The organism is Serratia sp. S4 (assembly GCF_000347995.1).
In the GTDB taxonomy this organism is placed as follows: domain Bacteria; phylum Pseudomonadota; class Gammaproteobacteria; order Enterobacterales; family Enterobacteriaceae; genus Serratia; species Serratia quinivorans.
Window position 1 is genome coordinate 3,980,753 of record NZ_KB661120.1, and the last position, 24,820, is coordinate 4,005,572.

At 55.6% G+C, this 24,820-nt stretch carries 23 protein-coding genes and 1 pseudogene; 3 read left to right on the forward strand and 21 right to left on the reverse strand.

Annotation, left to right across the window (positions count from 1 at the left end; all coding sequences use genetic code 11):
- Nucleotides 1–12 precede the first annotated feature (12 nt).
- The 8 genes from fdx to trmJ all read right to left on the reverse strand — a co-directional run bounded on the left by fdx (nt 13) and on the right by trmJ (nt 6,296).
- Nucleotides 13–348 carry an ISC system 2Fe-2S type ferredoxin gene (fdx, locus tag SERS4_RS0119235; RefSeq protein ID WP_017893695.1) on the reverse strand — a complete coding sequence of 112 codons (336 nt, stop codon included), beginning with the start codon at nt 346–348 and terminating at the stop codon, nt 13–15.
- A gap of 2 nt (nt 349–350) precedes the next feature.
- The gene (gene hscA / locus SERS4_RS0119240; protein WP_012146330.1) at nt 351–2,201 is read right to left on the reverse strand and encodes a Fe-S protein assembly chaperone HscA; all 1,851 of its coding nucleotides are present in this window, start codon (nt 2,199–2,201) and stop codon (nt 351–353) included.
- A 27-nt stretch (nt 2,202–2,228) separates the two neighbouring features.
- Entirely contained in the window at nt 2,229–2,750 is a 522-nt protein-coding gene (gene hscB, locus SERS4_RS0119245) for a co-chaperone HscB (RefSeq protein WP_012146331.1), read from the reverse strand.
- A 63-nt stretch (nt 2,751–2,813) separates the two neighbouring features.
- Nucleotides 2,814–3,137, reverse strand: a complete 324-nt coding sequence (iscA, locus tag SERS4_RS0119250; RefSeq protein WP_012146332.1) for an iron-sulfur cluster assembly protein IscA — start codon at nt 3,135–3,137, stop codon at nt 2,814–2,816.
- A 55-nt stretch (nt 3,138–3,192) separates the two neighbouring features.
- The gene (iscU, locus tag SERS4_RS0119255; RefSeq protein WP_012146333.1) at nt 3,193–3,579 is read right to left on the reverse strand and encodes a Fe-S cluster assembly scaffold IscU; all 387 of its coding nucleotides are present in this window, start codon (nt 3,577–3,579) and stop codon (nt 3,193–3,195) included.
- A gap of 24 nt (nt 3,580–3,603) precedes the next feature.
- Entirely contained in the window at nt 3,604–4,818 is a 1,215-nt protein-coding gene (locus SERS4_RS0119260; protein ID WP_012146334.1) for an IscS subfamily cysteine desulfurase, read from the reverse strand.
- A gap of 54 nt (nt 4,819–4,872) precedes the next feature.
- Nucleotides 4,873–5,367, reverse strand: a complete 495-nt coding sequence (gene iscR, locus SERS4_RS0119265; RefSeq protein WP_012146335.1) for a Fe-S cluster assembly transcriptional regulator IscR — start codon at nt 5,365–5,367, stop codon at nt 4,873–4,875.
- Between the two features lie 194 nt (nt 5,368–5,561).
- A complete protein-coding gene (gene trmJ / locus SERS4_RS0119270; protein WP_012146336.1) occupies nt 5,562–6,296 on the reverse strand; it encodes a tRNA (cytosine(32)/uridine(32)-2'-O)-methyltransferase TrmJ in 735 nt (244 codons plus the stop codon).
- A 119-nt stretch (nt 6,297–6,415) separates the two neighbouring features.
- Between trmJ and suhB the strand changes: the two genes are divergently transcribed.
- Nucleotides 6,416–7,219 carry an inositol-1-monophosphatase gene (suhB, locus tag SERS4_RS0119275; RefSeq protein WP_012146337.1) on the forward strand — a complete coding sequence of 268 codons (804 nt, stop codon included), beginning with the start codon at nt 6,416–6,418 and terminating at the stop codon, nt 7,217–7,219.
- A gap of 64 nt (nt 7,220–7,283) precedes the next feature.
- Here suhB and SERS4_RS0119280 read toward each other — a convergent pair whose 3' ends face one another.
- The gene (locus SERS4_RS0119280; protein ID WP_017893696.1) at nt 7,284–8,306 is read right to left on the reverse strand and encodes a nickel/cobalt transporter; all 1,023 of its coding nucleotides are present in this window, start codon (nt 8,304–8,306) and stop codon (nt 7,284–7,286) included.
- Nucleotides 8,297–8,932 (reverse strand): DUF1007 family protein, encoded by a 636-nt coding sequence (locus tag SERS4_RS0119285; RefSeq protein ID WP_232020733.1) that lies wholly within the window; start codon nt 8,930–8,932, stop codon nt 8,297–8,299. Before SERS4_RS0119285 ends, SERS4_RS0119280 begins: the two co-directional genes overlap by 10 nt.
- Nucleotides 8,933–9,109: 177 nt before the next feature.
- Here SERS4_RS0119285 and csiE point away from each other — a divergent pair, with 177 nt between their 5' ends.
- The gene (csiE, locus tag SERS4_RS0119290) at nt 9,110–10,375 is read left to right on the forward strand and encodes a stationary phase inducible protein CsiE (protein ID WP_017893698.1); all 1,266 of its coding nucleotides are present in this window, start codon (nt 9,110–9,112) and stop codon (nt 10,373–10,375) included.
- On the opposite strand, the gene SERS4_RS0119295 is transcribed toward csiE, so the two are convergent.
- The 5 genes and pseudogenes from SERS4_RS0119295 to glyA all read right to left on the reverse strand — a co-directional run bounded on the left by SERS4_RS0119295 (nt 10,372) and on the right by glyA (nt 15,644).
- A complete protein-coding gene (locus SERS4_RS0119295; protein WP_017893699.1) occupies nt 10,372–11,523 on the reverse strand; it encodes a 3-phenylpropionate MFS transporter in 1,152 nt (383 codons plus the stop codon). The genes csiE and SERS4_RS0119295 overlap by 4 nt on opposite strands.
- 154 nt (nt 11,524–11,677) lie before the next feature.
- Nucleotides 11,678–12,106, reverse strand: coding sequence for a cytidine deaminase (gene cdd, locus SERS4_RS0119300; protein WP_017893700.1), 429 nt, complete (start codon nt 12,104–12,106; stop codon nt 11,678–11,680).
- Nucleotide 12,107: 1 nt separating this feature from the next.
- Nucleotides 12,108–12,851 carry a glutamine amidotransferase gene (locus SERS4_RS0119305; protein WP_017893701.1) on the reverse strand — a complete coding sequence of 248 codons (744 nt, stop codon included), beginning with the start codon at nt 12,849–12,851 and terminating at the stop codon, nt 12,108–12,110.
- A 75-nt stretch (nt 12,852–12,926) separates the two neighbouring features.
- Nucleotides 12,927–14,110: pseudogene (locus SERS4_RS25830) on the reverse strand (NupC/NupG family nucleoside CNT transporter).
- A gap of 280 nt (nt 14,111–14,390) precedes the next feature.
- Nucleotides 14,391–15,644, reverse strand: coding sequence for a serine hydroxymethyltransferase (gene glyA, locus SERS4_RS0119315; RefSeq protein WP_012146345.1), 1,254 nt, complete (start codon nt 15,642–15,644; stop codon nt 14,391–14,393).
- A 372-nt stretch (nt 15,645–16,016) separates the two neighbouring features.
- Here glyA and hmpA point away from each other — a divergent pair, with 372 nt between their 5' ends.
- Nucleotides 16,017–17,207 carry an NO-inducible flavohemoprotein gene (gene hmpA / locus SERS4_RS0119320; RefSeq protein WP_017893703.1) on the forward strand — a complete coding sequence of 397 codons (1,191 nt, stop codon included), beginning with the start codon at nt 16,017–16,019 and terminating at the stop codon, nt 17,205–17,207.
- Between the two features lie 36 nt (nt 17,208–17,243).
- Here hmpA and SERS4_RS0119325 read toward each other — a convergent pair whose 3' ends face one another.
- The 6 genes from SERS4_RS0119325 to SERS4_RS0119350 form a co-directional block, all read right to left on the reverse strand.
- Nucleotides 17,244–18,431: a cytochrome c gene (locus SERS4_RS0119325; protein ID WP_017893704.1), complete on the reverse strand. Its 1,188-nt coding sequence runs from the start codon at nt 18,429–18,431 to the stop codon at nt 17,244–17,246.
- Nucleotides 18,428–20,338, reverse strand: a complete 1,911-nt coding sequence (locus SERS4_RS0119330) for an FAD/NAD(P)-binding protein (protein WP_017893705.1) — start codon at nt 20,336–20,338, stop codon at nt 18,428–18,430. Before SERS4_RS0119330 ends, SERS4_RS0119325 begins: the two co-directional genes overlap by 4 nt.
- Before the next feature lie 222 nt (nt 20,339–20,560).
- Nucleotides 20,561–21,985: an aminobutyraldehyde dehydrogenase gene (gene patD, locus SERS4_RS0119335; protein WP_017893706.1), complete on the reverse strand. Its 1,425-nt coding sequence runs from the start codon at nt 21,983–21,985 to the stop codon at nt 20,561–20,563.
- 51 nt (nt 21,986–22,036) lie between these two features.
- A complete protein-coding gene (locus SERS4_RS0119340) occupies nt 22,037–22,843 on the reverse strand; it encodes an ABC transporter permease (protein ID WP_012146350.1) in 807 nt (268 codons plus the stop codon).
- Nucleotides 22,833–23,771, reverse strand: coding sequence for an ABC transporter permease (locus SERS4_RS0119345; RefSeq protein ID WP_369804750.1), 939 nt, complete (start codon nt 23,769–23,771; stop codon nt 22,833–22,835). Before SERS4_RS0119345 ends, SERS4_RS0119340 begins: the two co-directional genes overlap by 11 nt.
- A gap of 7 nt (nt 23,772–23,778) precedes the next feature.
- Complete coding sequence (locus tag SERS4_RS0119350) at nt 23,779–24,807, reverse strand: ABC transporter ATP-binding protein (RefSeq protein ID WP_012146352.1); 1,029 nt, start codon at nt 24,805–24,807, stop codon at nt 23,779–23,781.
- Nucleotides 24,808–24,820 lie beyond the last annotated feature (13 nt).

Below are 24,820 nucleotides of genomic sequence, written 5' to 3' on the forward strand. Positions count from 1 at the left end.
TCTACTGTCCTCTCACCCTTCACGCGCGTGGTTAACGGTATAACGCGGCATTTCAACCACCAAATCTTCGTCGGCCACCAGTGCCTGACAGCTCAGACGGCTTTCCGGCTCCAGACCCCAGGCCTTGTCCAGCATGTCGTCTTCCAGTTCAGTGCTCTCTTCAAGAGAGTCGAAACCTTCGCGCACGATGCAGTGACAGGTGGTGCAGGCACAGGATTTCTCACAGGCATGCTCAATCTCGATACCGTTGCGCAGCGCAACGTTGAGGATTGACTCCCCTTGTTCGGCTTCCAGTACTGCCCCCTCCGGGCATAAATCTTGATGGGGCAGGAAAACAATTTTAGGCATGATTAAACCTCATCCACAGAATGGCCAGCCAGCGCACGGCGAATGGAAGCATCCATGCGGCGCGCGGCAAAGTCTTGCGTTTGTGCATCTAATGTTTTAATTGCGGCTTCAATAGCGGCAGGATCGGTGCCCTGCGTCGCCTGTTGCAAAGCTTCTACCGCCGCGGGGATCGCCGTGCTTTCTGCTTCGCTCAGCAATGCGGCGTCGCTGGCCAGTGCGCCCTGCAGGCTTTCCAGCACCCGTGACGCCTCAACCCGCTGTTCCGCCAGCATGCGCGCGCCGACATCGCTCTGCGCATTGGCCATCGAATCTTTGATCATGCCGGCAATTTCGGCGTCGGACAGACCATACGACGGTTTAACCTGAATTGAAGCCTCAACGCCGGTGGATTTCTCCATCGCGGTGACGCTTAACAGGCCATCAGCATCCACCTGGAAGGTAACGCGAATATGGGCGCCGCCGGCAGGCAGAGGCGGTAAGCCACGCAGCGAGAAGCGCGCCAGCGAGCGGCAATCCTGCACCAATTCGCGCTCGCCCTGCAGCACATGGATCATCATCGCGCTTTGGCCGTCTTTAAAAGTGGTGAACTCCTGCGCACGCGCCACCGGAATGGTGGTGTTACGCGGGATCACTTTTTCTACCAGACCGCCCATGGTTTCCAGACCTAGCGAAAGTGGGATTACATCCAGCAGCAGCATGTCGCTGTCAGGCTTGTTACCCACTAAAATGTCCGCCTGGATCGCCGCACCAATAGCGACGACTTTATCCGGATCGATCGAAGTTAACGGCGTGCGGCCGAAGAACGTGCCCACCTGCTCACGCACCAGAGGCACGCGGGTGGATCCGCCAACCATGACCACTTCCAGCACTTCTTCGGCACTCACGCCCGCGTCTTTCAGCGCACGGCGGCAGGCCATCAGGGTACGTTTCACCAGAGTGGCGATCAGCGCATCAAACTGTGCTCGGGTCACTTCGCCCTGCCAGCCGGCAATCTCAACGACAGTACTGTCGGCATCGCTCAGTGCAACTTTGGCCGCGATGGCCGCATCCAGCAGTTGGCGCTGTACACCGTGATCGCTACGGTCAGCCACACCGGCCTGTTCACGCAGCCAGTCAGCCAGCAGATGGTCAAAGTCGTCGCCCCCCAGCGCGGAATCCCCGCCGGTAGCCAACACTTCAAACACCCCACGGCTCAGCCGCAGAATGGAAATATCAAAGGTACCGCCGCCCAGATCGTACACCGCGATAATGCCTTCCTGCCCGGAATCCAGGCCATAGGCAATCGCCGCCGCCGTCGGTTCGTTCAGCAGACGCAGCACGTGCAGCCCGGCCAGACGCGCAGCATCTTTGGTGCCCTGGCGCTGTGCATCATCAAAATAAGCAGGAACGGTGATCACCACGCCGTCCAGATCCCCTTCCAGCGCGGTTTTTGCACGCTCGGCAAGAGCTCTGAGGATATCGGCAGAAACCCCTACCGGGTTAACCGCACCGGCAGCGGTCAGCATCATCGGCAAGCCGTTGTCGCTGGCCTGAAACTGATACGGCAGGTTCGGGTAACGCGCCAGTACGTCGGCCAATGAGCGGCCCATCATACGTTTGACTGAGCTGATGGTATTGGCAGGATCCTGCGCTGCCTGTTGGCGCGCATCCCAACCAACACGCAGAGTGTCAGCCTGGTAATGCACTACCGAGGGCAGTAAATCGCGGCCCTCGGCGTCGGCCAGCGTTTCCGCCTGCCCACTGCGCACCGTGGCGACCAGAGAGTTGGTGGTGCCTAAATCAATACCGGCAGCCAGACGGCGCTGGTGCGGCGCAGCGCTGAGGCCGGGCTCACTAATTTGTAATAAGGCCATATTGAAGCTTCCACAAGCAAAAATGTGTTACTCAAAACCCAGCAGTTTTTCTTCGAGTTGTTCAACCTGTTGCTGGAGTTTGTCCAAAAAACGCAGCTTACGCACGGTGTCAGCGGCATCCATCCACTGCTGGCTATCGAGTTGCTGAATCATCAGAGCGCTGCGTTGTTTGACCGTCTCGTTCACCCGCGCGCCAAAGCTGGCCAACTGGGTTTGTGCATCTGCTTTGCGCTCAATGGCGTCGAGCTCCTCGCGCAGTTCCAACTGTTCCATCAGGAACGCGGTATCACGCATAGTGTGCTGCTCGTTGCCCAAATCAAAGCCGTGCAAAGATAGCATATACTCCGCGCGTTTTAATGGGTGCTTCAGCGTTTGGTAGGCTTCATTGATAGTCGCTGCCTGTTGCAACGCCATCAGGCGTTCGCGTTCTGGCTGACTTGCAAAACGATCGGGATGGAATTGGCGCTGCAGATCCTGATAGCGAGAGGCAAGCAGGCTGCCGTCCACGGGATAGCGAACTGGCAGCCCGAATAAAGTAAAGTAATCCATAGCGTGCTCTGGGCGTTATCGGATGAAGTTCCCCCGCACCTGGCGGGGGAGCACGATGGACTGTCAGACGTTGAAACTTTCGCCGCAGCCACACTCGCTTGAGACATTGGGGTTGTTGAACTTGAAGCCTTCGTTCAGGCCTTCCTTAACGAAATCAAGCTCGGTGCCGTCAAGGTAGACCAGGCTCTTGCCGTCAATGATCACCTTAACGCCTTTGTTTTCAAAAACGATGTCGTCATCGTTCATATCGTCAACAAATTCCAGCACATACGCCATCCCGGAGCAGCCAGAGGTTCTCACCCCCAGACGCAGGCCAAGGCCTTTGCCACGGTTATTCATAAATGCCTGAACGCGCTGTGCAGCGCTGTCGCTCATGGTAATTGACATCACAACCTCACACTTCAAAGCCCAACCAAGGCCGGGCTAAATGACTCAGAAATAATTACTTGGCGCTGTGTTTGCTCTTGTAGTCGGCAATCGCTGCTTTAATGGCGTCTTCGGCCAGGATTGAGCAGTGAATTTTTACCGGCGGTAATTCCAGTTCTTCGGCGATCTGGGTGTTTTTGATCGCTTCGGCCTGATCAAGAGACTTGCCTTTCATCCATTCGGTCACCAGCGAGCTGGAGGCGATGGCGGAACCGCAGCCGTAAGTCTTGAAACGGGCGTCTTCAATGATACCTTCATTGTTGACTTTGATCTGCAACTTCATCACGTCGCCACAGGCCGGTGCACCCACCATGCCGCTGCCAACGCTAGGATCTTCGTTGTCGAAAGAACCCACGTTACGCGGGTTTTCATAGTGATCGATTACTTTTTCGCTGTAAGCCATGACCTTGCTCCTGAATCCTGAGAATTAATGATGTGCCCATTCGATGCTGTTGATATCCACGCCCTGCTTGAACATGTCCCACAGTGGAGACAGGTCACGCAGACGGCCGATGGATTTACGCACCAGTTGAATGGTGTAATCGATCTCTTCTTCTGTGGTGAAACGCCCCAGAGAGAAACGGATCGAGCTATGCGCCAATTCGTCAGTCATGCCCAACGCGCGCAGCACGTAAGATGGCTCAAGGCTGGCGGAGGTACAGGCAGAACCCGAGGATACGGCCAGGTCTTTCAGCGCCATGATCAGCGACTCGCCTTCAACATAGTTGAAGCTGACGTTCAGGATGTTAGGCACCCCGTTCTCCAGAGAGCCGTTCAGATACACTTCTTCCATATCTTTCACGCCGTTCCACAGACGATCGCGCAGCGTGCGCAGACGTGCCATTTCCGACGCCATTTCTTCTTTGGCGATACGGTAGGCTTCGCCCATACCGGCGATCTGGTGTACTGGCAGGGTACCGGAACGCATACCGCGCTCATGACCACCGCCGTGGATCTGGGCTTCGATACGGATACGTGGCTTACGACGCACGTACAGTGCACCAATGCCTTTCGGGCCATAAATTTTGTGGCCGGAGAAAGACATCAGATCAACTTTCAGCTTGCTCAGGTCGATAGGCAATTTGCCCACGCTCTGGGTAGCATCAACGTGATAAATGATACCGCGCGCACGACACATTTCGCCGATAGCTTCGATATCCTGCACCACGCCGATTTCGTTGTTCACGTGCATGATAGAAACCAGAATGGTGTCCTCACGCATCGCGGCTTCGAGGGCCTGCAGGCTGATAATACCGTTGCTCTGAGGTGCCAGATAGGTCACTTCAAAGCCTTCACGCTCGAGCTGGCGACAGGTGTCCAGCACGGCTTTGTGTTCGGTTTTGCTGGTGATAATGTGCTTGCCTTTCTTTTGATAGAAATTGGCAGCGCCTTTGATCGCCAGGTTGTCGGACTCGGTGGCTCCGGAAGTGAACACGATTTCGCGCGGGTCAGCGCCAACCAGTTCAGCAATTTGGTTACGGGCGATATCTACCGCCTCTTCCGCCTGCCAACCGAAACGGTGGGAACGGGAAGCCGGGTTACCAAAAGTCCCGTCCAGAGTCAAAAATTGCATCATTTTCTCAGCAACGCGCGGATCAACCGGCGTCGTTGCTGAGTAATCCAGATAAATCGGTAATTTCATTGCTCTTGTGCTCCGTACATCACTTCCAAAAACTAAAAAAATATCGCCAGCTGCTTATGCGCGCAGATTAACGTTGATAGTTTCTTGCGGACGACCGTTGGCCGTGCGACGGGTATCGTTGTTTTGACGGTCCGCCACCACCAGCACGTCCTGGTTGTTCACCAGTTCAGCCAGCGTAATGTTGTTCAGGAACCCGCTGATGCGCTCGCTCAGATCGCGCCACAGGGTATGGGTCAGGCAGCGATCGCCACCCTGACAGCCTTCTTTACCCTGGCAACGGGTTGCGTCTACCGATTCATCGACAGCAGTGATGACTGCACCTACGGCAATCTCACTCGCGTCTTTGCCCAGCAGATAACCACCGCCCGGTCCACGTACGCTGGCCACCAGGCCATTCTTGCGCAGACGGGAGAATAATTGTTCCAGATAAGAGAGCGAGATACCCTGGCGCTCAGAAATATCCGCCAGAGGAACGGGCCCTTCCTGGGAGTGCAATGCCACGTCAAGCATAGCGGTTACGGCATAACGGCCTTTGGATGTCAGTCTCATAGCTAAGTGGTTACCTGTTGGTCAAACATGGCCGAAAGTCTGACATTCCTGAGTAAATCAGTCAACTATTTAACCTAGTAATTTACTCAAGTATTAGCACGTTTTGGACTAAGCCAGATAATATGCATATAAAATACACATTATAACCGTTAGATAACTAATACTATTACCGCAAGCCGTCATTTCACATCAAATTAATTACCTTGATGTTTGTCCTGTTTCTCGATCGACGTCAGCATACCGCGCAGGATATTCAGCTCTTGAGCTTCCGGCCGCGCACGGGTGAATAAACGACGCAAACGGCTCATGACCTGCCCCGGATGAGAGGGACGGATAAAGCCACTATGCTGCAGCGTTTGTTCCAGATGCTGATAGAAGCGTTCCAGGTCATCGACCAACGGATACGGCGTTTCTTCCAGTTGTGGCGCGCCTGCCTGTTGACGATCGAGGTAAGCCACACGCACTTCATAGGCCAGAATTTGCACCGCCATCGCCAGATTCAACGAGCTGTAATCCGGGTTGGCAGGGATGGCGACATGATAATGGCACTTTTGCAGCTCATCATTGGTCAGGCCGACACGTTCACGGCCGAACACCAGCGCTACCGGCGCATGTTCACCTTCGTGCACGGCGCGGATGCCGCATTCGCGCGGTTCCAGCATCGGCCACGGCAAGGTGCGCGAACGCGCACTGGTGCCCACGACCAGACTGCAGCCGGCAATGGCGTCATCCAGAGTGTCAACAATAGTGGCGTTGCCGATCACGTCGCTGGCACCAGCGGCCAGGGCGATCGCCTGAGAATCAGGTTTTATCAGCGGATTAACCAAATAAAGGTTGGTTAATCCCATGGTTTTCATGGCTCTGGCGGTCGAGCCCATGTTACCGGTATGAGAGGTTTCTACCAGAACAATGCGGATGTTATGCAGCATACAAACTCTGAGCGTAGCGGAAAATCACAGCAGCTTAACACAGCCGTAGGCATTTTGCCGAACACCTGCTATACTTCGCGCCGTTTCCTGTTCTTTAACATCCTAGTTGGAAGATACCCATGCATCCGATGCTGACGATCGCCGTGCGCGCTGCGCGTAAGGCCGGTAACCTGATTGCCAAAAACTACGAAACCCCGGACGCTGTAGAAGCGAGCCAGAAAGGGACCAATGACTTTGTCACTAACGTCGATCGCGATGCAGAGCATCTGATCATCGACGTCATTCGCAAGTCCTATCCGCAACATACTATTGTTACCGAAGAACGCGGCGAATTGGTCGGCGAAGATAAAGACGTACAATGGGTGATCGATCCACTGGATGGCACATCAAACTTCATCAAACGTTTCCCACACTTCTCAGTTTCCATCGCCGTACGCATTAAAGGCCGTACTGAAGTGGCTGTGGTTTACGATCCAATGCGTAACGAACTGTTCACCGCCACCCGCGGTCAGGGCGCACAGCTCAACGGTTACCGTCTGCGCGGCACCAATGCCAAAGATCTCGATGGCACCATCCTGGCGACCGGCTTCCCGTTCAAGGTTAAGCAGCACGCAACGCCATACATTAATGTGGTTGGCAAACTGTTCACTCAGTGTGCCGACTTCCGTCGTACCGGTTCTGCCGCGCTGGATCTGGCCTATGTGGCCGCCGGTCGCGTTGACGGTTTCTTCGAAATTGGCCTGAAGCCATGGGATTTCGCCGCAGGTGAACTGCTGGTACGTGAATCCGGCGGCCTGGTGACCGACTTTGTTGGCGGCCATAACCACTTCAGCTCCGGCAACGTGGTAGCCGGCAACCCGCGCGTAGTGAAAGCCATGCTTTCCACCATGCGTGAAGAACTGAGCGAAGCGCTGAAGCGTTAATATCGCGAAGTGAATGAATAAAGAAAAAGCGCTGCAATTTATTGCAGCGCTTTTTTTATACCTGTCAGCGGGAGAAAGGCCGGATGCCGCCGATAAACTCCGACTGGGCAGTGAGATACAGCAACAGCCCGGCGAACAGCAAAATCAGGCCACCGGCCAGCGCCAGCGAACCCCAGGCCACCGCACTCCAGGCCGCAGGGGCACGCGATTGGCTGAGACGTACCGCCAATCGGCGACTGTAATGCACCAACAAGGCCAATAATGAGATAGTCAGTGAGGTGCCCAGCGCCATGGCCAACGCCGAGAAAACGCCCCAGACAAACACGCCAATCACCTTGGAAAACAGCAACACCAGTATTGCGCCCGAGCACGGCCGCATTCCCATCGCCAACACGATGGCGGTCTGCGTACGCCAGTCGCTACCCGCCTGCAGTTCGCTGTCGCTCGGCATATGGCGGTGACCGCAGCCGCAATGCTCGCTGTGAACGTGGTCCGCCGGCAGCGGTTGCAGGCTGTTGATTCGCAGCGCTGGCGACGGACGCATGGCTTTCACCGCATAATACAAACGCTTCAGCGCTCGCCAGCTCAGCAACACCCCGAGCAGCATCACCAGAATAAAACTGCCTTTCTCGAGCCAGAAACTGCTCTGGTGCAGTTGCCGGGACGACAGTTGCAGTACCACCAGCATCAACGTCACCAGCGCGATCGCCACCAGTCCCTGCACCAACGACGCGGCAAAGGTCAGTTTCAGGCTGCTTTTCAACCGCGTCGGATGGGTAGCCAGATAGGTGGCAATCACCACTTTACCGTGGCCGGGGCCAAGGGCGTGCAGCACGCCATAACTCAGGCTGAACAACATCAGCGCCAGTCCGGCCTGTTGCGGTGCCGCTTTTACCTGCTGCAACAGACCCGCCAATTGCAGGTGCAGCCCTTTCTGCCACACCACGCTTTGCATCAGTAATTGCGGCCAATAGTGCCACGCCAACTGCGCGCCCAGCATCAGCAACACGGCAAACAGCAGCAGCGGCCACAGGCTGAAAGCCCAGTGTCGCTTACGCGCCCGGTGCTGGCTGAGATTTATTGACATTGCAGGCTAACCCGCTGGGCGAACTGTTGCCCCAGCGCCATATCTTCGCCGGGTGAATCGTTTTTATCGAGGGACAATGCGTAAGCCTGTAAAGAGGAGTCCGGTTTGGGCGTCATCAGTTTGAATTTGCACTGCGAAGCCATCTCCGGCGGCAGATGCAGTGCCGTTTTATCTTTATAAGTCATATCGACAAAATAAGTGGGATCGTAGGTGGAGATCTCAAACGGCTTACCCGCCAGCGGCTGCGGTTCGGCCAGCGGCAGTACAAACTCCAGTACCGCCTGGTGCCCCTGGCGTGACAGGTGGTATTCCGTTGGCAGATTCAGGTATTTCACCGGCTTGCCGTCGCGATAGACATCCGTAAAATAGTGTTGCCCCAGAACATTGGCCATCACTTCCGCCGCCAGCTTTTTCCATATTTCCGAGTCTTTTTTGGCATTTTGTGCATCGTACAGCAGATCTGCCGAGGTGATTTCATCCATAACCCAAACCATTTTCAAGCCAACCAGCTGTTGATCCTTCGCCACAAAGGTGGTGTTCATATCAATAAAGCTGTGCGGGTGAGCCACAGCGCCGGCGCTCAATAGCATTAGAAAACCGGCCAAAACAAAGCGTAACTTCATCATCAAAAGATACTCATTATTGTTATAAAGTAACATAAACCGTTCTTCAACCGCCGCGATCCCGCCCAATATTTGTGACGAAAGTTGTAAGCCGAAGTAAAACCGGGTGCCGTTGCCGCGCCGCGCATCACCTTTTGCTATGCTTATTCATAATTTAAACGTTACCTGCCCGAAGGTGATATGAGCCTGGACACTGCCCCCGTGCCTGAGCTCTCCGGTCAACAACGACGCTGCCATCTGTTATTGATGTTGTATGCGCCGGTGCCCGCAGTACAACTGGAGACTATCAGCCAAATTAATGGCGTTTCCCCCCCGATTACCCGGCAAGATATAGCCGAGGTTGCCAGTGAAATCCAGCGTTTCCACCATCTGGAGATCGACGGTAACCCCGACGAGGGTTACCGGATCAGGGGCAGCGCACTCAACCAACGCCTCTGCCTGCTCCACTGGCTGCGCAGAGCCCTGCGCTGTAGCCCGGAATTTATCGATCAACATTTTTCCCGTTGGTTACAGCAAGCTCTGGGGCAAAGCACCGATCTGACACCGCAGTTGGAACAGTGCATCAGCGAGTATGAAGCGCTGGTCAACCGCAGCTTTGATCGACGCGATCGTCAGTTTCTGCAACACTACCTGCGCTACTGCGCATGGGAGAACCAGCGCCGGCGGCACCCGACGTTCAGCCCCGCACAACGCGACTGGCTGCATCAGAAGCCGGAACATCAGGCGACCCTCTTGCTGCATCAATCATTGAATCAGTTATTTGCCCTGCCACCCGAAACCAGCGAAAACGATTTTCTGGTGCTGATGTTTACCATGCTGAAAAATCACAGCTACCACAGCAATGACTCAACGGAAGATCTGCGATTAATGGCAGCGATTGAAAATATGGTCGAGCGCTTCCAACAGATTTCCGGCATGACTTTTAGCAGTAAAGAGGATTTGATCAGCCAGCTGTTCGCCCATCTGGCCCCTGCGGTAGAACGCTGTCGCTTTGAGATTGGTATCGATAACACACTGCTGGAGGAAGTTGAACGCAAGTATCCGCGCCTGATGCGTACCGCCCAGGAGGCACTGGCCCCGCTGGAACAGGAATACGGTATTCATTTTTCCAGCGAAGAAGCCGGGCTGGTCGCCATCAGTTTCGGTGCCTGGTTGATGCAGGGCAATGCGTTGCAGGAAAAACAGGTGTTATTGCTGACGCTGGACAACCCGCAGTTGGAAGATGAAGTGGAATATCAGATCCGCGAATTAACGCTGCTGCCACTGAATATCAAGTATTTGCCACTGCGCGACTATCTGCATTCTGGCGCGCCGCAGGGCGTCACCCTGGTGATCACCCCCTATGCCACGGAGCACAGTGCGCCGCAGCCGCCGCTGATTTATACCGAATTGCCATTAGCGCGCCAGCAGCGCAAATTCATCCGTGCGCTGCTGGAAACCTCTTAACGGCTGCTGCTGACCGCAACGGCCGGTGGGCGGATAAACAACGCCGGCAGCACCACTGCCGCCATCACCCAGAACACCCCGCCCTGCAGATGCTCGAACAGGAAACCGGCGATCACCGTCATAATCGCAATACCGCCGCCCATCGCCAGCGCCGAATAAACCGCCTGCAGCCGGATCACTTCCGGCCCCTTGCGCGCGGCGATGAAACGCATCGCTGCCAGATGGCAAACGGTAAAGGTGCCACAGTGCAGAATTTGGATCACCAGCAGCCACCCCAACTCGGTGCTACTGGCCATCAGGCTCCAGCGCAGAATCCCGCAGCAGGCAGAGAGCAGCAGCAGATTGCGCGCATTCCAGCGGCGGAACAGGAAATTGCTGCTGGCAAAAATAATCACTTCGGCCACCACACCCAGCGACCACAAGTAGCCAATGGTCGAAGCCGAATAGCCCGCCTCCTGCCAATAGATAGAACCGAAACTGTAATAACCGGCATGTGCCCCCTGCAACAGCGTTACGCACAACAGGAAGCGCCAGACAGGCCCTTCCTTAAGCATCTCCCACAGAGAACGCTCGGTTTCGCTGTGGGTACGCGCTTCCCCCTGCGGCATCACGCTCGGTTTCAACATCATGCCCAACAGCATCGCCAGTATGCTGATTATCAGGCTGTAGAGAATGGCGCTATGGCCCCAGACGGAAACCATCTGCCCGGTCAGCGCCGAACCAATCACAAACGCCAGCGAGCCCCATAGCCTGACCCGGCCGTAATCCATGGTGATTTGCTTTTGCCAGGTGCCGGCCAGTGCATCGGTGAGCGGGACCAGCGGCGAAAAGAACAGGTTAAAGCCGGCGATCACCAGCATCAGCCAGCCCCAGCCGTTGCCGAAACAGAACCCAATGGCAAAAGCCAGCGTCAGCAATGCCAGCAGGCGCAATGCCGTCACCAGATGGGCGGGATCTTTCACCCGGGGAGCAATCAACAAACTACCGAGGAAGCGCGCAACCAGACCGGCGCCAAGCAGAATACCGATGGTTTCAGGCGGTATGCCCTCACCTTTTAACCAAACGCCCCAAAAGGGTAAGAAGATGCCGTAAGAAAAAAAGTAGGTGAAGTAACTGAGAGCTAGCCAACGCGTAGATTGCAGAACCATGATCCCTCCGGTGTGAGGGCGATACTTTGACAGAGCTCACACTGGCTAGCAATGTTCATTCACAGTCGAGGGAGTAGAGTGCTAGGGAGTTCACATTTTATTCCCATAATCAGGGCGCAGCTTGCCGCTACCCTGATTATGGAGAGACTGCTATTTAGCCCAACAAATGATCCGGGCCGAACCCAAGTGGGAAAAGCTCAGAAATATCGTGCACATAGTACTCATCCAGGCTGTTAGCGATAATGATTTGGATATCCTTGCCGAATTCATAAATCATTTGGCGGCACACGCCGCAAGGCCCGGAATAACCTTTAGCCTTGCTTTCACCCACTCTGGGGCCGCCGATCACCACGATCATCTCAAAACTGCGTTCGCCTTCGGAGACCGCTTTCAGGATCGCCACGCGTTCTGCGCAGGTGGTTGGCGAATAAGAGACGGATTCGACATTGCAGCCGGTGAACACCTTACCGCTCTTGGTGATTAATGCCGCCCCCACGGTAAAGTTGGAATAAGGGGCATAGGAAAACTCTCTGGCCCGGGAGGCGGCAGCAATCATTTCTTGAATCTTGGCTTTGTCTTCCATTCTAATTTCTCCTTTTGATTGAATTCAATATATTGCACCAGAAGGCGGTATAATTTTCCCATTGCATAAATTGCGGCCCCCCCCAATGTGGGGAGCAATCAGCGGCAAAACAGGCAACATGGCCTTCTTGATAATTACCCACCACCAGCAGAGGATCGCCGTTAATTTCGGCTAATGTTTCGCTGCCGGGTTTGGCAATAAATTTGTTATAGCCCAGTAAGGGCGGCCATTCATTTAAATGACGGGTAATCTCGTGAGTCTTGCTTAACGTGAGGGGCTTGCAGCCTTGCGGTAACTCAACGCGGTCGTCGTGGTCTAACATTTCAACCGGTAATACTTCGGCAAAGATGGTGTTTTTATAATTTGCTTTTGCCTCTATGCCGGTAAAGGAAAGATAACCGCCTATCATTAACGCGCCGCCCCCCATAGCGACATAGTCTTTTATCAGTGACAGAGCATTGGTCATCATCTCCATTTTATAAAAGGTTTTATTTTGCAACAGGAAGGTATTACTGCCGATATCGCTAATCACGACGACATCATAAACCAGCAGTTCGTCTAACGTTTGTGGGAAGGCATTTTGTACTGTATGCGCCGGCATATAGTCGATGGAAATACCGGCGCTGCGCAGACAGGACAACAGATACTCTGCCCCCTCTTCATATTTACTCGAGGTAAAACTGTCAAAGCCTTTAGAGTGGATCATGTGAATATGCCATGACTCACCAATAAACAAAATCTTCATTGCAACACCTCCTTATGTCGGTTTATTTTAAATACCGCCGGGATAAATATTCCTTAATCTAGCCTGCCAGAGGGTTTAAATAACCAATCCGGCCACCGCTGCCGATAAGAAACTCACCAGCGTTGAGCCATACAGCAGTTTCATACTGAAACGGGAAACCACGTTCCCCTGCTCCTCGTTCAATGCTTTAATCGCACCCGCCACAATGCCCACCGAGGTGAAGTTGGCAAAGGAAATCAGGAATACCGACAAGATCCCTTCGGCGCGGGCGACAGCACGGCTTTAATCTGTTGCAACTCAGTCATGGCGACAAACTCGTTGGCGACAATCTTGGTCGCCATGATGCTGCCAACCTGCTGCGCCTCATGAGCCGGCACGCCAAGCACCCAGGCAAATGGATAAAGCAGATAGCCCAGCAAGCCTTGAAAACTGATGCCAAACAGGCTGCTAAACAACGCGTTGATGGCGGCGATCAGGGCAATAAAGCCCAGCAGCATGGCGGCAATGATTACTGCGACCTTAAAGCCGGCAAGAATATATTCACCCAACATTTCAAATAAACTTTGTCCACGATGCAGATCCTGCATCTCAACCTCTTCTTCCAAATCGACACGATACGGATTAATCAGTGACAGCACGATAAATGTGCTAAACATATTCAGAATCAATGACACTACGACATAGCGGGCATCAACCATATTGATATAGGCACCGACCATAAAAACCGACACGGTTGACATCGCGGTGGCTGCCATAGTGTAAATGCGATTTTCGGACATCTTGCCCAGCACGTCTTTATAAACGATAAAGTTCTCTGACTGCCCCAGTAATAATGCGCTGACGGCATTAAAAGACTCCAACTTGCCCATGCCATTGACTTTGGACAACACCGTTCCCACTCCCCGAATAATAATCGGCAACAGATTGATGTGCTGAATAATACCGATCAATGCAGAAATAAAAATAATAGGACACAATACATTGAGAAGGAAGAATGCCAGTCCTTGCGCCCGCATTCCGCCGAATAAAAAGTCAGTGCCTTCACCGGCAAACAGCATCAAACCGTTAAACACCGTAGAAACCTGTGCCGTAAATCCGGTACCCATATCAGAACGAAGGAACAGCCAGGCAAGTAATACTTCAATCACCAGCAGCTGAATAATATAGCGGATCTTAATTAACTTTCGGTCATGGCTGACCATCAATGCCATTATCGTCACTAACAGACACGAGAGGATAAAGTGAATAACCTGCGTCATACGACACTCCATAGTATAACAACCGTCCTTTTTCAAGATATACCATGAGAGCAAATAACAATCATATAGACTTAAATCACATAACACCGTCTGTAAACAAGGTAATTAATTAAAAGACGACAAATATCACACCCTATCGTTGATATATATATCAATAACTAATATTAATGACGGAAATATATATACGACGTTCAATCTCTAACCGTCGCCTAAAGGTAAAAAAAAACCGGTCACCCAAGTGACCGGCCTGACGCCTCAGCGTTTTTTACAGCAATGGAAATTATGCGTAAACCGGCAGGCGGGCGCAGATATCCAGTACTTTCTTCTTGGTGCGTTCGATGGTGGCTTCATCGTTGATGTTGTCCAGCACGTCGCAGATCCAGCCGGCCAGTTCACGCACGTCAGCTTCTTTGAAGCCGCGACGGGTCACTGCCGGAGTACCGATACGCACACCGGAGGTGACGAACGGGCTCTTGGGATCGTTTGGCACGCTGTTTTTGTTCACGGTGATGTTGGCGCGGCCCAGGGCAGCGTCAGCTTCTTTACCGGTCAGGTTCTTATCAACCAGATCCAGCAGGAACAGGTGGTTATGAGTGCCACCGGAAACCACTTTGTAGCCGCGCTCCAGCACCACTTCCACCATGGCTTTGGCGTTTTTGGCCACTTGCTGCTGGTAAATTTTGAACTCAGGCTCCATGGCTTCTTTCAGCGCCACCGCTTTACCGGCGATCACGTGCATCAGCGGGCCGCCCTGGCCGCCTGGGAACACCGCGGAGTTCAGCTTTTTATACAGATCTTCATCACCGCCTTTCGCCAGGATCAGGCCGCCGCGCGGACCTGCCAAGGTTTTGTGGGTGGTGGTGGTCACGATATGTGCGTGAGGGACCGGGTTCGGATAAACGCCGGCGGCGATCAGACCCGCCACGTGCGCCATGTCAACGAACAGGTAAGCGCCGATGCTGTCGGCGATTTCGCGCATTTTTGCCCAATCAACGATACCGGAGAAGGCAGAGAAGCCGCCGATGATCATTTTTGGTTTATGAGTCTGTGCCTGCTTGGCCAGATCTTCGTAGTCGATTTGACCTTTTTCGTCGATGCCGTAAGGCACCACGTTATACAGTTTACCAGACAGGTTGACCGGTGAACCGTGGGTCAGGTGGCCGCCGTGCGCCAGGTTCATGCCCAGAATGGTGTCGCCCGGCTGCAGCAGCGCGGTGTAAACAGCGAAGTTCGCCTGGGAACCAGAGTGTGGCTGGACGTTGGCGTAATCTGCGCCGAACAGCTCTTTTGCGCGATCGATGGCCAGTTGCTCAACGATATCCACATATTCGCAGCCGCCGTAATAACGCTTGCCCGGATAACCTTCAGCGTATTTGTTGGTCAACTGGGAGCCCTGGGCCTGCATTACGCGCGGGCTGGTGTAGTTCTCAGACGCAATCAGCTCAATGTGCTCTTCCTGACGCACAACTTCTTGCTCCATTGCACGCCACAGTTCGGCATCGTAATCAGCAATGTTCATTTCACGCTTTAACATCCGGCTTCTCCTGACTAAATCAGCTAACTAAAAAATCACCAAATAACTACCCGTTCGGGTTCTGGGCCACAGTGTAAACTGTTTCGCCCCACCGAGGATAGGTCTTGACAGAGGTTTTTACGCAAACGATTGGCATAAGGCGCAGCAAGGCTTTGATCCGATAAAACACCCCATTCGACAACCGACTTTTACTCATACTGAGGATGCGGTTTTTTCATGTTCTGTGAGCGAGATCGTCGCCTGACGACTCCGCAACAAAAACAGGGGTATTTACAGCCACGGCAGAAACCGTTAGGATGCGTTCAAATGTAAAGATGCATTTTAAATGCATCATTAGAATATTCCAATAATGTCCGACCAAGGAGCGCCACCATGCTGGATAGCCAAACCATCGCCACCGTAAAATCTACCATTCCCCTGCTGGCCGCTACCGGGCCAAAACTGACCGCCCACTTCTACGATCGCATGTTCGAGCATAATCCCGAGTTAAAGGACGTGTTCAACATGAACAACCAGCGCAATGGCGATCAGCGTCAGGCGCTGTTCGACGCGATCTGCGCCTATGCCGCGAATATCGAAAACCTGGCGGCGCTGCTGCCGGCGGTGGAGCGCATTGCCCAGAAGCATACCAGCCTGAATATTCGCCCGGATCAATATCAGATTGTCGGTGGTCATCTGCTGGCAACTCTGGACGAAATGTTCAGCCCGGGGCAGGAAGTGCTAGACGCCTGGGGTAAAGCCTACGGGGTGTTGGCGGATGTCTTTATCCAGCGCGAAGGCCAGATTTATCAGGCCAGCGAAACTGCCGAGGGTGGCTGGCGCGATCGACGAGCCTTCCGCATCGTCAAAAAACAGCCACAGAGCGAGGTGATTTGCAGCTTCGTGTTGGCGCCGGTTGACGGTGGCAAGGTGATCGACTTCAAACCGGGCCAATACCTGGCGGTCTACATCAAGCACGACAGCATGGAAAACCAGGAGATTCGCCAATACTCACTGACCACCTCACCGAATGGCGAGTACTATCGCATTGCGGTAAAACGAGAGGATCAGGGCAAGGTATCGAACTTCCTGCACCAGCAGGCCAAAGAAGGCGACGTCATTTATATCGCTCCGCCGCACGGGGATTTCTTCCTGGAAGCGCAGCCGGAAACCCCGGTGGCACTGATCTCCGCCGGTGTCGGCCAAACACCAATGCTCGGCATGCTCCATACGCTGCACGATAACCAGCACCCGGCGGACGTGCACTGGCTGCACGCGGCGGAAAACGGCAGCGTTCACGCCTTTGCCGATGAAGTGGCGGATATTGCCGGCCGCATGCCGAATCTGAGCCGTCACGTGTGGTACAACCAACCGGGTGCCAATGATGTGGAAGGCCGCGACTACCAGAGCCGTGGCCTGATGAATCTCAGTGCCCTGCGTGAAACGCTCAGCACGCCGCAGATGCATTACTACTTCTGCGGGCCGTTACCGTTTATGCAGTCTGTGGCCAGCCAACTTCTGGACATGGGCGTAGAGGCCGAACGCATCCACTACGAATGCTTCGGGCCGCACAAGGTCATGTAATTGAAATGGGGCACGGCCTGCTGCCGTGCCCCACCGTTATTTCTCCGCCAGCTTGCGTGTCTCTTTTACCTGCTGCGCCGTGACCGGTGCCGCCTGGTTGCCCCAACTTCCCCGCAAATAACTCATCAGATCGGCAGCCTGCTGGTCGTTCAATGTCCAGGCGTAACCCGGCATGGCAAGCGCCGTAGCATGTTGAGTGATCGGCGTATGTGCTCCTTCCAACACTACGCGCAGCGCGGTGAGTGGATCCTCCTCCGTGACCGTTGCGTTACCGGCCAATGCCGGAATGGTATTGTCGCTGCCCTCGCCCTTATTACCATGGCAGGTTGAACAGTACATGGCATAGGTGCGTTGCCCCGCTTGCCAGTTGTCGACCGCCATGGCTACGGGTTTCTCCGCCGGCGGTTTCTCTGCCGCCAGACTGTGCAGGTAAGTAGCAATGGCGTTCAAATCACCGTCGGTCAGATATTGCGTGCTGTGGCTAACCACTTCACTCATCGGCCCTGCGACTGCCGCATGTTGGCTGCGCCCGCTTTTCAGCAAGGCCACCACATCATCCTGTTTCAGCCCGCGTATTCCTGAAGCGTACCAGCCATCGAGTTCGGCACCGCTCAGGAAGACCGGATCTTTGCTGTCCAGCCCTTTCTCCTGCATCGCCCAACCGCGCGGCGTATGGCAACTGCCGCAGTGCCCAGCCCCTTGCACCAAATAGGCGCCACGGTTCCACTCGGTGCTCTGGCTGCTGTCCGGCTGATAAGGCGTATCCTCATGGAACAGTTGGTTCCATATTGCCAACGGCCAACGCATCGACAACGGCCAACTGATATCACTGGCGCGGTTGGCGGTGTTCTGCGCCGGGACTTCCTTCATCAGATAGTCGTACAGCGCACGCATATCTTCCGCGTTCATTTTGGCGTAAGAGGTGTACGGCATCGCCGGATACAGTCGATGGCCATCTTTGGCAATCCCCTGACGCATCGCACGGTCAAACTCGTCAAAGGAATAGGCGCCGATCCCCTGCTGTTTGTCTGGCGTAATATTGGTAGCGTAAATATTGCCCAGCGGAGTCGGAAACTTCATACCACCGGCAAGCAAAGCCCCACCCGGTGTGGTATGGCAGGCGGTGCAATCACCAGCCCTGGCAACATATTCCCCGGCCGACATCGCCTGTGCCGAGCCACCCGCCGCCAGTAAGGTCAGTAAGTACAGTGAACGCATGCTCATGCTCCCTCCTTGGCGGCAACCTGGCCGAAGGCCAGTTCATTAACCGCACGCCACGCCTGATCGATCGCCGAGTTGGCGTACGGGCTCCAGTCTGAATCCGAGTTGGCAATCACAATTTTGCCGATCGGCTTACGCGCCGTCTCAATGATTTTCTTCGCCTCGTCCTCATCGTCAAACAGCCCGTTGAGGAAGTAGGAATAGCCGTGCGACCAGCGGTTAACGGTGATCGCCTCGATATCACGCTGATGATCAAAACCGGCGGAACCGAGCATGCCCTGCAACTGCTCACGGATCATCTGCTCATGCACTTCAAACGGCGTGCCCAACAGCAAGGCACGGCCCTTGCGCGACTGTTCGCGTGGGCTTAACCCGCTGCCCGCCAGCGTCGGGACATACACCATGTGCAGGCCAATCGGCTGGTTCGGATCGCGTGGATGCTGGTAGCCGCCCATGCTCACCGGATAATCCAGCTTCACACGGCAATAAGGCGCCGTTGGCGAGTAAACCTCATGCACGCCCAGTTTAATAAACGACTGCCAGTTACGGATCACCACTTTGCTGTACACCAGCGGCGACTTGACGTTCTGCTTCAGCGCCTGTTGCTGCTCCGGCGACATTTCCGGCACCAGATAAGGGATCATCATGTTGTAGCCGGCCATCACTACCTGCCCGGCGCGCACCTTGGTCATTTTCTCGCCGGTCATGTAGGTCACTTCGACCTTGTCGCCAACGTTAGCCGCGTGCAGCCCGGTGCTGTTCAAGCGCAGTTTTACCGGTGACTCCGCCCGGTCAAGCCGGCTGTAGTCGAACTTCGCCAGCACTATGTCATTCATGTCCTTACCGCCCGGTGAGACCGCCGGGATCAGATGGCGCACCATTAAGCGTGTCAGCGTGGCGTTGCCGTCCGGGAAGTGGAACACGTAAGGATCGTCGAGATCCGCCTGTGACTCTTCATCCAGCGGCGGCAGGTTCATGCCGTTCAGGCCAGGCAGATCGCAAATACGCGCATCGCTGCACGAAGTGGCGTCGATGCCCACCGCCTGGAAGTCACTGGTGGTTTGTTGGAAATAGCGGATCGCCATTTCGCTCAGGCCAACCTTGTCACGCAGGAATTCGGTATAACTGTGCTTGTCGAGCCATTCACTTTTCTGCTCCTGACTCATTTCCGGCAGGTAATCCTTATCCACCGTATGCAGTGCAATCAGCGCCTGGCGATCGCTTTCCGGCAGCGGGAAATCACCGATAAAAGCTTCGTAGGAACGGCCATTAAGGCGGTCATGGGGAATATCATCCGCCACCATACGGCCAGGATCCCCGTTCACTACTTTGTCGACGCCGAAGTTTTTGCGATCGAAATAGACGCCACGGCTCAGGTTAAGATCCGGGTAGAAGGTTTTATCGAAAGCCTTTTCCAGGTTGTCGATGCTGACGCCCAGCTTTTGCAGCAGCCCCATAGCTACCGGACTGAAGTTGGATCGCGGCGACTGCAGCGACTCGCTGCCGCCGTAGCCGAGAATGGTGCCATTTTCGCTGCTGAATTCATTGCGCTTGGCGTGGCCGCCGAAATCATCATGGTTGTCGATCAGCAAGATACGCTGCTGCTGACCTTTCATTTGCTGCCAGAAACAGGCGGCGGCCAGTCCGCTGATCCCGGCGCCGACCACCACCAGATCGAACTCCTCGGTAGCGGGCACAGTGGCAAAATCGAAGGCCTTGCCGTCACGCCCCAGTTGGTGAGCATGCTCAAACGAACCGGAATGGTTGCCCCGCAATCCGGTCAGCGTCGGCGGATAATAGAGGGTTTGATTGGCGGTTTGCGGCGATGCACGCAGGATCTGCATCGGCGTTAACCCGGCGGCGATAGTGATCGCCACCCCATTAAGAAAATCGCGTCTGGTGATGCTCATAATTGGCTCCCTTTTGAGTTTGATGACAAAGTGGTCTTTAAACCCGAGATACCCGGGCCTAGCGCACCGAGGGGCGCTCCGGCGGACAAGCCGCTACGACCCCATCGGCACGCTCTCCCTAATAACGGGCTTTGTCAGCAGTCTGCTTTGCGTTTTTATTATCATCAGACCGGCCGGAGCCGGTCTGTAAGCCGCGTTATTTTGCAGATAAAACCTGATGAATCAATGTTTAAACATCACGTGGCGAATAGCGGTGTAATCTTCCAGGCCATACATCGACATATCCTTGCCGTAGCCGGACAACTTTTGGCCACCGTGCGGCATCTCGCTCACCAGCATGAAATGGGTATTCACCCAGGTGCAGCCGTATTGCAAACGGGCGCTCAGGCGGTGTGCCCGGCCCACGTCGCGGGTCCACAGCGACGACGCCAGCCCGTAGTCAGACTCGTTGGCCCAGGCCAGCACCTGCGCCTCATCGTCGAACGGTGTAACGGTCACCACCGGCCCAAACACTTCACGCTGCACGATTTCATCCTCCTGACGAGCACCGGCCAACAGCGTCGGCTGGAAATAGTACCCAGGGCCGTTAACCCGCTCACCACCGGTCACCACCTGTACATGCGGCAACGCCTTGGCTCGCTCGACAAAACCCACCACCCGCTCCAGATGCTGAGCGGTAATCAACGGGCCCAGTTCGCTGCTGGCATCGATCGGCGGGCCGATCTTCAGGCTGCCGATAGCCTCGCCCAACGCCTTCACCAACTGTGGATAGATGCCTTTCTGCGCGTAAATGCGACAGGCGGCGGTGCAGTCCTGACCGGCGTTGTAGAAGCCAAAGCTACGGATCCCTTCCACCACCTGTTGCAGGTCGGCGTCGTCAAACACCAGCACCGGCGCCTTGCCCCCCAGCTCCATATGGGTGCGTTTAATGCCGGATGCGGTATGGCCAATGATATGTTCGCCGGTGGCGATTGAGCCGGTCAGGGATACCATGCGCACTTTGCTATGGCCGGTCAGTCTGTCACCGACGCTGGCGCCACGACCAAACAGGACGTTGAGCACGCCCGGCGGGAACAGTCCGGCGGCCAGTTCAGCCAGCTTGAAGGTGGTCAGCGGTGTTTGTTCCGACGGCTTAAGCACTACGCAATTGCCCGCCGCCAGGGCCGGAGCCAACTTCCACGCCGCCATCATCAGCGGGTAATTCCAGGGGGCGATCGAGGCGACGACGCCCAGGGGATCACGGCGGATCATCGAGGTATGTCCAGCCAGATATTCACCGGCCGCCAGCCCGCTCAAACAACGGCTGGCCCCGGCGAAAAAGCGAAAGACGTCGGCCACACCCGGCAGTTCATCATTCAGCACGCAGTGATAAGGTTTACCGCAGTTAATCGATTCCAGGCGAGCGAAGGTTTCCGCATGGTTGTCGATCAAATCCGCCAGCTTCAGCAGATGTTCAGCCCGCTCCTTCGGCGTGGTCTGCCCCCAGTGTTCAAAGGCGGCGTCGGCCGCCAGCACCGCCTGATCGACCTGCTCTGCGCTGGCTTCAGCCACCTGTACCACTACCTCTCCGGTTGCCGGGTTATACACCGGCAACAACGCGCCCTGGCCGGTAACCAGTCGGCCGTTAATCAACAGTTGGCTTTGCATAGGATTATCCTTTTATAAGATGTCTGGTACGCATTAGGGTCAAGAGGCTATTTATTTGCCGCTGCCGGCGACGCTTTCGCCGCCCTTGGTCAGGTAATAGGCCCCCAAAATCGGGATCATGGTCAGCAACATCACCGACAGCGCCACCACGTTGGTGATCGGCACATCGCGCGGACGACCGAGCTGATTGAGCAGCCACAGCGGCAGCGTGCGCTCATGCCCGGCGGTAAAGGTGGTGACAATGATTTCATCAAACGACAGTGCGAACGCCAGCATGCCACCGGCCAGCAATGCTGAACCCAGGTTGGGCAACATCACGTAGCGGAAGGTTTGCCAACCGTCGGCACCGAGATCCATGGAAGCCTCGATCAGGCTATGGGAAGTCCGGCGGAAACGAGCGATGACATTGTTGAACACGATCACTACGCAGAAGGTGGCATGACCGATCACGATGGTCAGTACTCCCGGCTCGATATTCAGCGCCTTGAATGCCGCCAGCAGCGCCAGGCCGGTAACAATGCCCGGCAGCGCGATCGGTAACAGCAGCAACAGTGAAATACTGTCCTTACCGAAGAAATCACGCCGGTACAGCGCCGCCGCCGCCAGGGTGCCCAGCACCAGCGCCACCGCCGTCGCCAGCGCAGCAATCTGCGCGGAAAGCAGCATCGCATCGATAATGTCCTGCCGACCGGCAGCGACGCTAAACCAATGCAGCGTAAAGCCCTTCGGCGGGAAGCTGAACGCCGCGTCCTCGGTGTTGAAGGCGTAGATGGCGATAATCGCCAGCGGGAAATGCAGGAAGATCAGACCGCCCCAGGCGGCCAGTTTCAGCCCTAATGGTGCGCGCTCAGAGTGCATCGAAGGCCCCCAGACGTTTCACAATGGAAAGATAAATCGCGATCAACACAATCGGCACCAGGGTAAAGGCCGCTGCCATTGGCATATTGCCGATCGCCCCTTGCTGGGCGTACACCATGCTGCCGATGAAATAGCCCGGCGGCCCCACCAGCTGCGGCACAATAAAGTCCCCCAGCGTCAGCGAGAAGGTGAAGATCGACCCGGCGGCAATGCCTGGCACCGCCAGCGGCAGGATCACGTAACGGAAAGTCTGCGACGGACGCGCGCCCAAATCCGCCGAGGCATGCAGCAACGAAGGCGGCAGGCGTTCCAGCGCCGCCTGGATCGGCAGGATCATGAACGGCAGCCAGATATAAACAAACACCAGAAAACGCCCCAGCCCCGAGGTCGACAGGGTATTGCCTCCAACGCCCGGCACGGTGAGGATTGCCGCCAACACCGGCTCCAGCCCCAGATGTTGCAGGAACCACTGCGCCACACCATCCTTTGCCAGCAGCAGCGTCCAGGCGTAGGCCTTGACGATATAGCTGGCCCACATCGGCATCATCACCGCGATATAAAAGAACGCTTTGACGCGGCCACTGGTGTAACGCGCCATGTAGTAGGCAATCGGGAACGCCAATACCGCACTGGCCAGCGACACCAGCACCGCCATGGTCAATGTGCGCAGAATAATGTCGTAGTTGGCCGGGTTGAACAGCGCCCGCAGGTTATCGAAGGTCAGATCCGGCGTCACCGTCATGGTGAAGTCGTCGAAGGTATAAAATCCCTGCCACAGCAGCGTCAGTAATGAGCCAAGGTACACCGCGCCGAACCACAACAGCGGTGGAACCAATAACAGCAACAGGTACAGCGTCGGCCGGCGATAGAGAAAGGTCGACAGGGCGCGCAGAGTACCGCGGCGCGGCGCGGGATAGTCGATGCTCATCTCCATCTCACCTCTCCTCCAGCAGTGGCACCATCGCCTCACGTGACCAGCAGGCGGTGACCGGCTGACCGATCAGATGCTGCTGCCCGGCGGCATGCCACTGAGGATTCGCCTCGCTGACCAGCAGTTTCTCACCGCTGCTCAACGCAATTTCATAGCGCGTAGCCGCCCCCTGATAATGGATCTCTTGCAGCAATCCCTGCACCTGGATTTCACCCTGCGCGGCACCGGCCTGATCCATTAAGCGAATATGCTCGGGGCGGATCGAGAAAGTGGCGGTCTGGCCGAGTAAACGCTGAGCCAGTTCGCTGCGCACCACGTTAGAGGTGCCGACAAACTCGGCAACAAACGGTGTCTTCGGCCGCATGTACAGCTCACGCGGCGCATCCACCTGCTCGATCCGCCCATTGTTGAACACCGCCACCCGGTCAGACATCGACAGCGCTTCGCTCTGATCATGGGTGACGAAAATAAAGGTGATCCCCAGTTGCCGCTGCAGCTTTTTCAACTCGCCCTGCATCTGTTCACGCAGCTTGAGATCCAGCGCGCCCAGCGGCTCATCCAGCAACAGCACCCGCGGTCGGTTCACCAACGCGCGGGCCAGTGCGACCCGTTGACGCTGGCCACCGGAAAGATGAGCCGGCTTACGCTCGGCCACGAAACCCAGCGCCACGCTGTCCAGCGCCTCCTGTGCCCGGGCCAGCCGTTCACGTTTGGCGACGCCCTTCACCATCAATCCATAGGCGACGTTTTCCAGTACCGACATGTGCGGGAACAGGGCGTAATCCTGGAATACGGTATTCACGTCGCGCTGGTACGGCGGCAGGTTGGCCGCTTCCTGCCCGTGAATGCGGATCGAGCCGGCGCTGAGTTGTTCAAAGCCGGCGATCAGTCGCAGGCAGGTGGTTTTGCCCGAGCCGGAAGGCCCGAGCATGGAGAAGAATTCCCCGTCTTGTATCTCGATAGAAACCCGATCCACGGCGCGAACCTCGCCGAAGCTCCGCGAAACATCGATAAATTGCACGGCAATGGTCATGATCTGCGCTCCT